Raw genomic sequence first — 7040 nt, forward strand, 5'->3', positions numbered from 1 at the left:
AAGGTATCCCGCTCATGCGCAGTCAGGGGTTCACGGGGGAGTGCTTTTTCTGGTTGCGCTAAACGACCCGCTCGGCAAGGTCAACATTACTTAGTCTGAATGCGCCGGGCAGGCCAACGGCGCGTCTTTCAGCGTGCTCCCCAGTGACTTTCTGCAACGGGCCGGTCTTCGCTATGCTCAGACTGTCGCTCCACCAGAAAAAGCACTCCCCCGTTCGCCCCAAGACACGGATTTAGCTATTGGCACAAACTCGCTTCTCCCCGTAACAAGCACATCGATGTACTTGCGGCTTACAGCCGAGACTTAGCCATTTGACACAGATATACCTTTGGGTGGAAGTGGCGAAGAAGTATCCCCACCTCCGCCCCACAAATCTGTAACCAATTGCGTTCAAGCACGCAACTACAAACTGCAATATGTATGGGTTTTAATCCCTTTTGCGCGCCCGCGCCTCCAGCTGCTGGGCTTTTTTGTAGTCATAGACTACGCCGTACTGGAGCCAGCTGTCAATGGAATCGATGATGATATCCATGATGACATGGGCGCTGAGCTCCAGATTGCTGATGGCACAAATCAGCACCTGTTCGCCGGTCTTGATATGCTGGAAATTGATGGTAATCTCATACTTGCGGATGGTCAGGATGTAGCTGTTCTGGGTTGCCTTCTCCTGCAGCTGCATGATGCCGGAGGCATCTTCATTGACGGCCTGAAAGCCAAAGTCCTTCAGACGCTCCACCAAAAGGGGCTTAATATTGTGATGGAAGTTTTCATTGGCCGCATCGCGGTGCTGCTCCAGTTCGGAAAATAATGGGAAAGTAATCATGGATAACAGTCCTCCTTATGTATTGATAGCAACAAAAAACCCGGACGAAAATCGTCCGGGCTCCATTGCCGTTGTTTACATATTTACAATAACATATCAGCCCACAAATGTCAATCAAGCAGTTTGAATGAAAATTTCCGTCCCGGCGTGATATATTTCAACATAAAAAGTTCGCATTCTGCTATCTGTCCTGCAACATTTACCCGTTTATCGGCAGGCTGGGATTTCTTGACAATCTGCAGCTCGCCCATATAGCGCAAATAATCCTGATTATCGAGAGTAATTGCCCCCCGCCGCCGTTCCTTATTGTTTTCCGGTGCAATCGTTCCTCGCAGCAGACCGCGGCTTTCCTGGGCACGGATGGCATCCCGGGCCTCATCTTCGCGGGCGGTAAAATGATGCTGCAATAGCTTTCGCTGAACTGCGTCATCGGTCCATAACTTTGCTTCTACCACAACTTCATCTGCCCGCAAGCTGCCCACCGCCTGCATTTCCTCCGGCAGAGGCAGGCTGTCACTCAGGAAGACCGAGTCAATGCCCAAGGCCGCCAGATGACGCGCCGCCCGATCCGTCTGCCAAAGGCGATGGGCTTCGAGCGTCGGCAGCCCTTCAAAGAGCGGCCCACGCTGTCTGCCATGGCTGGGTACGAAGGCACCGACTTTTATCCCTGCCGCTTTGAGTAACGCATTCTTGCGGCATAAAGCCTTTTCGCTGAGTCCCGTACCCTTGCGCGGATAGAAATTATGCAAGGCATCGATATGGGAAAAATCCGTGCCTGCAGCCTGCAGTTCCGCCAAAATCTGCTCCGTAATGGTACTAGCATTGAGCTGCAGGCGGATACCCAGTTCATTGTGGCTGAGCTCCGCAATCTGACTGGTCTCATAGCCATAATCCAAACGCAGGGTACCGATGCCCAATTCCTTGAACGCCGTCAGGCTGAATTCCTGCATGTCCAGCATCTCTAAGGTACGGGGCGAAATATCCGAGATGATTTCCATCTCACGTTCTCTGGCTGCTGCCAGGATAATGGCCAGTTCTTTCTTGAGCACGTCTGCATCCGTCTCCGGAATATGCAGGGACGTAAAGATGCGACGGATGCCGCAGGCTGCAGCATCTTCAATCAGCTGCAGATTTTCTGCTAACGTATTATCCAGCCCCGGATAAAGGGAAATGCCGTTTTCCATCATTCGCCCTCCTGCTTCAATGCCAATGCCAGATGTCCCTGCGACTTAGCTAGTGCCTGCTGACCGGCAGCAAAATCTGCTCCGGTCAAGTGGATATAGATGGCCAGTTTGGCGTTGCCCTGCGCTTCAGTCAAAGCAGCGATACTTTCCTCCCGGCTGCAGCCCGTGGCCTCCATCACGATACGCCGTGCCCGTTCCTCCAACTTCTTATTGGAGGTCTTGACATCTACCATCAGATTGCCATAGACCTTGCCCAGCTTGATCATCGTGCCCGTTGACAGCATATTAAGCACCAATTTCTGCGCCGTACCAGCCTTCATGCGCGTAGAACCCGTGACTACTTCAGCCCCGGTAACTGGTGTCAGTACGATATCGGCAAACTCGCCAATGGCAGGTTCGGGCGAACAGGCCAGAGCGATTGTCGCCGCTCCCAATCTTTGCGCATATTGCAGGCCGCCAATCACATAAGGAGTGCGTCCGGAAGCCGCAATGCCCACCAGTACATCTCTGGCGGTAAATTCCTTATCCGCCAGATCTTTGCGAGCCAGTTCCGGATTATCCTCAGCCCCTTCCTGGGCTTTGAAGATGGCCGGTATTCCCCCGGCAATCAGCCCCTGCACCAGGTCCGGTTCCACGCCATAGGTCGGCGGACATTCCGAAGCATCGAGGATACCCAGACGCCCGGAAGTACCAGCACCCATATAAAAGAGCCGCCCGCCCTTTGCCAACCTGTCCGTTATCACCTCCACAGCCTCGGCGATCTCCGGCAGGATCTTTTCCACCGCCAGCGCAACCTTCTTATCTTCGTCATTGATAACCTGCAGCATGGATAATGTCGATAATTCATCAATATGGGCCGTGGCCGGATTGCGTTTTTCTGTGCTTAATTTCTGCAAATCTATCATGGATTGATTACGACTCCTTTTCTTCAGCGGGATCATCGAATCCCAGCAGATATGTGGCAATAAAGCCGGCGATATAAGCGACTACGATGCCCAACAGATAGATTGGAATATTATTGGTCGTCCCCGCCAGTGGAAGGCCAGAAATTCCCATGGCCGAAGCGCCGACCATGAAATGTGCCTGTACGGCACCGCCAAAGGCACCGCCAATGCAGGCGCCAATAAAGGGACGTCCCAACGGCAGAGTAACACCATAAATCAGTGGTTCTCCGACGCCCATCAAACCAACTGGCAGAGCCGAAGCCACGGTCTTTTTCAAGAATGAATTCTTACTCTTGACATAGACCGCTATGGCCGCCCCTACCTGTCCAGCTCCGGCCATAGCCAGAATCGGCAGCAGAATGGTTACGCCATACTGCGCAATCAAATCCGCATGAATAGGCGTCAGTGCCTGATGAATGCCCATCATGACCATCGGCAGCCACAAGCCTGCCAGGATAAAGCCTACTACAGAGCCGCCGGAAGCAACTGCGCCTGTAGCTGCTGCACCAATCGCGGCCGAAATCATCCCGCCTAATGGCTGCAGGACAAAAATTGCAGCCATACCGGCCAATAGGAAAGATAGCAACGGTGTCAGGAACAGGTCAAAAATCGTCGGCACCAAACGATGCAGATGTTTTTCGAACCATGCACCAATAAAGGCCACCAATATCACGGCAATCACACCGCCGCGTCCTGGAACCAGTTTGTCCCCATCGATGACGACATTAGCCAAACCAGGATGGCTAATCAGTGCCGCAAGCGCCCCGCCTAAAATCGGCGTGCCGCCAAAGACCTTGGCCGCATTATAACCCACAAAGAGATTCATGCCCCAGAACACCGCGTTGCCAGCCACTGCTGCCAACTGCCAGATGGGCGAAGCCGTTACCTCCGGCGAGATCTTCGCCATAACGCCCAGAATGCCAGTGAGCAGGCCGCAGGCAATAAAGCCCGGAATCAACGGGATAAAAATGCTGGCAATCTTTTTGAGCAGCAATTTTCCCGGCGTAGCATTTTTCTCGCGAATCTGCTGATGCAGCTCTTTGCCATCACCGATTTTCGGCTTGCCAGCGGCCTCCAGCAGATTGTTGACCACGGTCGTCACCTGCGTGGCCGTACCGGGGCCCAGGATGATATGCAGTTCTTCCCCGTTATCGTGAATCCCCATAACTCCCGGCACCTGCTTGACAGCGGAAAGCATGTCTTCATCTTTCTGCCGCAGCTGCACCCGCAAACGCGTCATGCAGTTATAGGCATGCGTGATATTTTCCCGGCCTCCTAATACAGCAAATAATTTTCTCCCCAGCTCCTCATTATTCATCTATTCTCCTCCCTTAAAAACGGTTAGGCCAGCACTGGCGCAGATAATCCCCTATACGCTTTTCCTGGCCATTGTCACTTGGCTGATAGTAATGGGCATTTTCAATTTCCTTGGGCAGATAAACCTGCTCCGTAAAATGCCCCGAATAGTCGTGCGGATAGATGTATTCCGTCCCATGACCGAGTTTGGCCGCGCCCTTATAATGGGCATCCCGCAGATGCAGCGGCACCGCTCCGCAATTCTTGTTGCGCACATCCTGCAGAGCCGCATCAATGGCCATATAGGATGCATTGCTCTTGGGTGCCGAAGCGATATAGCTCACGGCCTGGCCCAGGATGATACGAGCCTCGGGCATCCCCACGAACTGCACGGCATTGGCCGCATTCATCGCCAGCACCAGCGCCATGGGATCGGCATTGCCCACATCTTCGGATGCACAGATAACCACGCGCCGAGCGATGAATTTCACATCCTCCCCGGCCGCCAGCATCCGTGCCAGATAGTGAAGCGCTGCATCCGGATCACTGCCCCGCATGCTCTTGATAAAGGCCGATACCGTATCATAGTGATTGTCCCCGGTCTTATCATAGCGCTGTACCCGCTGGCCGAGAATCTCCTGGACCATATCCAGCGTGATTTCCCCGCCCGCCAGCGGCAGCATGGAGGCCGTACCCTCGAGGATATTCAGGGCCATACGGGCATCGCCACCCGCGAGCTGTGCCATGGAGAGCAGTACCTCATCGCTGACATTTATCGCCTGATGCCCCAGTCCGCGTTCCTTATCCGTCAAAGCCTGCTGCAGAATTTTCACGAGCTGTCCATCGGTCAGCTGATAGAGCCGCACAATCCGCACCCGGGAGAGCAGTGCATGATTGACTTCAAAAAACGGATTTTCCGTTGTCGCGCCAATCAGGATCAACCGCCCGTCCTCCACATAGGGCAGCAGCACATCCTGCTGGCTCTTGTTGAAGCGATGGATTTCGTCGATGAACACAATCGTGCGCTTCTGATAAAACTTACGGGCATCATCGGCTTCCTTGACGATCTGGCGAATATCGGAGATACCTGCCGCCACCGCATTGAGCTTCTTGAACTCACTGCCCGTCATGCCCGCAATCATCTGGGCCAGCGTGGTCTTGCCTGTTCCCGGCGGCCCATAGAAGATCATGGAGGAAATCTGGTCTTTTTCAATCATCTGCCGCAGGAAACGTCCGCCGCCCACGGCCTCCTGCTGGCCGATAAACTCCTGAAAATTCCGTGGCCGCATCCGCTGGGCCAAGGGCGCAAAGCGCTGCCCCGCCCCGCTGGCATTGTTGCTTGCTGCCGCAGCCGAAAATAAATCAAGTTCCTCTGCCATCTCAATCACCTGCCCGTGGAACCGAAACCACCCTGACGCTTTGCTCCCGCACCTGCCGTATCATCATCGCAGGTCAGATAGGACAGGAAGATGCCCTGGGCAATCCGGTCGCCCTTATGAATCGCAAAATCCTCCTGCCCCAGATTGGTCAGCGCCACCATGATATGGCCTTCGTTATCCGGATTGTCATAATAATCCGCATCGATAATGCCCACGCTGTTGCTCAGCAACAAATGATGCTTCACCGCCATGCTGGAACGGATATTGAGCGTCAGTACCTCACCGGCCTGCATATAGGCTTTCAGGCCCGTAGGCACCAGCACTGTTCCGCCGGCCTTGACCGTGATATCTGCCGCTGCCTCGATATCATAACCGGCACTGCCCGCCGTCTTCCGCCGCGGCAGACGGATATCATGCCCCTGCCAGCCGCTGACCACCTCAAACCCACGTAATCTCATACAAACTCCTTTACACTTAAAAGAAAAAGCCTCCCCGCTGGGGAAGGCTTTCAGGTTAACCTTCTTCTTTGGCTGCAAAATTCACAGGCTTAGCCGGCGTAATGGTCGAAATCGCATGCTTATACACCATCTGCTGTTTTCCCATCACATCGAGGACGACCGTAAAATTATCAAACCCTTTTACCTTGCCTTTGATCTGAAAACCGTTGACAAGATGAATGGTCACTTCAATATTTTCCTTGCGTACCTGATTGAGGAATGTGTCTTGTAAGTTAATCGCTTTTACTGGCATAAATAATCCCTCCATGTGAATTACGAATTCTTTACGCTATTATTATATCATACATCGCTCTATATGTCCCGAATAATGGAATTGACCTATGAATTTAACAAAAAACGCTTAAACCTATTGACAAATCAATAAAATGTATGCTAACATAATACCTGTTGTTGCGCTCGTAGTCCAGTGGATAGGACGTTAGCCTCCGGAGCTGAAAGCGTGGGTTCGACTCCCGCCGAGCGCACCATTTTTGTATATAACACCTGTTGTCTTGTAGAACAGGTGTTTTTTGTATTATGCCAGCCATCACGAAAAGCCCTCGGGGAAATGGTGTGCTCCCCGTCAAGTGGACAGGTAAAAAAATAAAAATATTCATTGCTGCTCGCAACTAATGCGAGCAGCTTTTTTCATGCAGCTCCAACCAGTTTTTCGTGGTACTCTCTTGGGGTTCGTATGCCTAAATGACGCTGTGGTCTGTCATAAGTGTAATATCTTATATATTCCTCAATTGACTCAACCAACTCTTGCCGGGAAGTAAATCTGCGCCTGTAGTACATCTCGCGCTTCAAGATACCCCAGAAGCCTTCCATGGGGCCATTGTCTAGGCAATGTGCTACACGGGACATGCTTTGTGTCATACCGGCCTGTTCAATTTTGGCGCGGAACAACTTATTGG

Annotated in this window: 8 protein-coding genes and 1 tRNA gene; 1 reads left to right on the forward strand and 8 read right to left on the reverse strand. The window is 52.6% G+C overall.

Annotated features, from left to right (window positions below; genetic code table 11):
* Positions 1-427 precede the first annotated feature (427 nt).
* From BLQ59_RS15235 to hfq, 7 genes are all read right to left on the reverse strand, one after another.
* Positions 428-823 carry a hypothetical protein gene (locus tag BLQ59_RS15235; RefSeq protein ID WP_074573663.1) on the reverse strand — a complete coding sequence of 132 codons (396 nt, stop codon included), beginning with the start codon at positions 821-823 and terminating at the stop codon, positions 428-430.
* Positions 824-933: 110 nt separating this feature from the next.
* Positions 934-2010, reverse strand: coding sequence for a DUF871 domain-containing protein (locus BLQ59_RS15240; protein WP_256324702.1), 1077 nt, complete (start codon positions 2008-2010; stop codon positions 934-936).
* Entirely contained in the window at positions 2007-2912 is a 906-nt protein-coding gene (gene murQ / locus BLQ59_RS15245) for an N-acetylmuramic acid 6-phosphate etherase (protein WP_074573665.1), read from the reverse strand. Before murQ ends, BLQ59_RS15240 begins: the two co-directional genes overlap by 4 nt.
* Before the next feature lie 7 nt (positions 2913-2919).
* Positions 2920-4269, reverse strand: a complete 1350-nt coding sequence (locus BLQ59_RS15250; protein ID WP_074573666.1) for a PTS transporter subunit EIIC — start codon at positions 4267-4269, stop codon at positions 2920-2922.
* 13 nt (positions 4270-4282) lie between these two features.
* Positions 4283-5626 carry a replication-associated recombination protein A gene (locus BLQ59_RS15255; RefSeq protein ID WP_074573667.1) on the reverse strand — a complete coding sequence of 448 codons (1344 nt, stop codon included), beginning with the start codon at positions 5624-5626 and terminating at the stop codon, positions 4283-4285.
* Positions 5627-5631: 5 nt separating this feature from the next.
* The gene (gene dut / locus BLQ59_RS15260) at positions 5632-6084 is read right to left on the reverse strand and encodes a dUTP diphosphatase (protein ID WP_074573668.1); all 453 of its coding nucleotides are present in this window, start codon (positions 6082-6084) and stop codon (positions 5632-5634) included.
* A gap of 55 nt (positions 6085-6139) precedes the next feature.
* On the reverse strand, positions 6140-6376 hold the full coding sequence (gene hfq / locus BLQ59_RS15265) for an RNA chaperone Hfq (RefSeq protein ID WP_014424739.1): 237 nt from the start codon (positions 6374-6376) through the stop codon (positions 6140-6142).
* A gap of 160 nt (positions 6377-6536) precedes the next feature.
* On the opposite strand from hfq, the gene BLQ59_RS15270 reads away from it, so the two are divergent.
* A tRNA-Arg gene (locus tag BLQ59_RS15270) sits at positions 6537-6611 on the forward strand.
* Between the two features lie 160 nt (positions 6612-6771).
* Here BLQ59_RS15270 and BLQ59_RS15275 read toward each other — a convergent pair.
* A partial coding sequence (locus tag BLQ59_RS15275) for an IS3 family transposase (protein ID WP_143005392.1) occupies positions 6772-7040 on the reverse strand: 269 nt, incomplete at its 5' end.

The sequence above is a fragment of the Pseudoselenomonas ruminantium genome (assembly GCF_900104055.1).
Classification (GTDB): domain Bacteria; phylum Bacillota; class Negativicutes; order Selenomonadales; family Selenomonadaceae; genus Selenomonas_A; species Selenomonas_A ruminantium_C.